Source organism: Streptomyces alkaliphilus, from assembly GCF_014141535.1.
GTDB classification, from domain to species: Bacteria; Actinomycetota; Actinomycetes; order Streptomycetales; family Streptomycetaceae; genus Streptomyces; species Streptomyces alkaliphilus.
In genome coordinates this window covers 1-1,204 of sequence record NZ_VKHT01001265.1, presented here as the reverse complement: position 1 = coordinate 1,204, position 1,204 = coordinate 1, and the positions used below count along the sequence as shown (strand labels likewise).

The following is a 1,204-nucleotide window of genomic DNA, read 5'->3' as shown; positions in this document are numbered from 1 at the left end:
GTCGGGGACACCGGGGAGGGCCTCCGGCCGTCCGGACCCGGGCCGGTGACCGGCCCCGACCTCGTGGCCGCCGGCCCGCTCGCCCCCGAGGCCGACCTCGCCCGTCGCACCATGATCGGCCGCAGCGCCGAGGAGGTGGACCACGCGCCCCCGCGCGGGCGGTACGCCCCCGAACCCGGCCCCGGCGTCCTGGTCACCGGGCGCGGCACGCTGCGCTGGGCCGCGCCCGCCGCAGCCCTGGCCGCCGCCGCCGGGGCGGTGCTGGTCGGCCGGGCCCTGCGCCGCCGCCGCTGACCCCACCCGGCCGCCGCCGGCCCCACCGGGCCGGACGGGCCACCGGCCCCGGCGCGCGCCCCGGCACGGGGCCGGTGCGCGCACCCGTTCGAGACCCTTTCGTTATCCTTGGCGGGTGACGACATCCGACGCGCGTTCAGACTTCGCCGGGGCCCCGTCGGCCCCCGGCGCCGACGCCCCGGCCCCACCGGACACCGCCGTGCGGCTCGCCGCCGGTGACGCCGAGGTGACGGTCCTGCCCGACGAGGGCGCCCGCCTGTCCTCCCTGCGCATCAAGGGCACCGAACTGCTGCGCCCCGGCGAGAAGTTCGGTTCCTTCGTGATGGTGCCCTGGTGCGGTCGCACCCGGCACGGTGAGGTCCGTGACGGTGCCCGGACGCACCAGCTCCCGGTGGACGCCGGCCCGCACGCCATCCACGGCACCGTGCGTCATCGCCGCTGGCACACCGCCGTCGCGGACGAGCACTCCGCCTCGATGGTCGTGGACCTCTCCGACCCCTGGCCCTGGCCCGGTCGGGTGACCCAGACCGTGCGGCTCGCGGAGGACGGCGGTTCGCTGACCCTCGCCCTGGGCGTGGAGACCGCGGGCGACTCCTTCCCGGGCCAGGCCGGTTGGCACCCGTGGTTCCTGCGCCGGCCGGTCCCGGACGGACCCGAGGCGCGGATCGACTTCGCCCCCGCCTGGCAGGAGGAGCGGGGCCCGGACCACATCCCCACCGGGAAGCGGATCGATCCGGTCCCCGGCCCCCGGGACGACTGCTTCGGGATGCCCGACGGCGTGGACGTCACCGTGGAGTGGCCCGGTCTGCTGCGCCTGCGGATCACCAGCCGCGCCGAGTGGGTGGTGGTCTACGACGAGCAGGAGGAGGCCGTCTGCGTCGAACCCCAGACCGGCCCGCCCAACGGCCTG

At 77.9% G+C, this 1,204-nt stretch carries 1 protein-coding gene and 1 pseudogene; both read left to right on the top strand.

The genetic code is table 11. The features are described from left to right. Nucleotides 1-294 (top strand): annotated as a pseudogene (locus tag FNQ90_RS23865) (carbon monoxide dehydrogenase); the annotation flags it as partial. Nucleotides 295-493: 199 nt separating this feature from the next. Beyond that, nucleotides 494-1,204 (top strand): aldose epimerase family protein (locus FNQ90_RS23860; protein ID WP_182608244.1); only part of this gene is annotated, 711 nt, incomplete at its 3' end.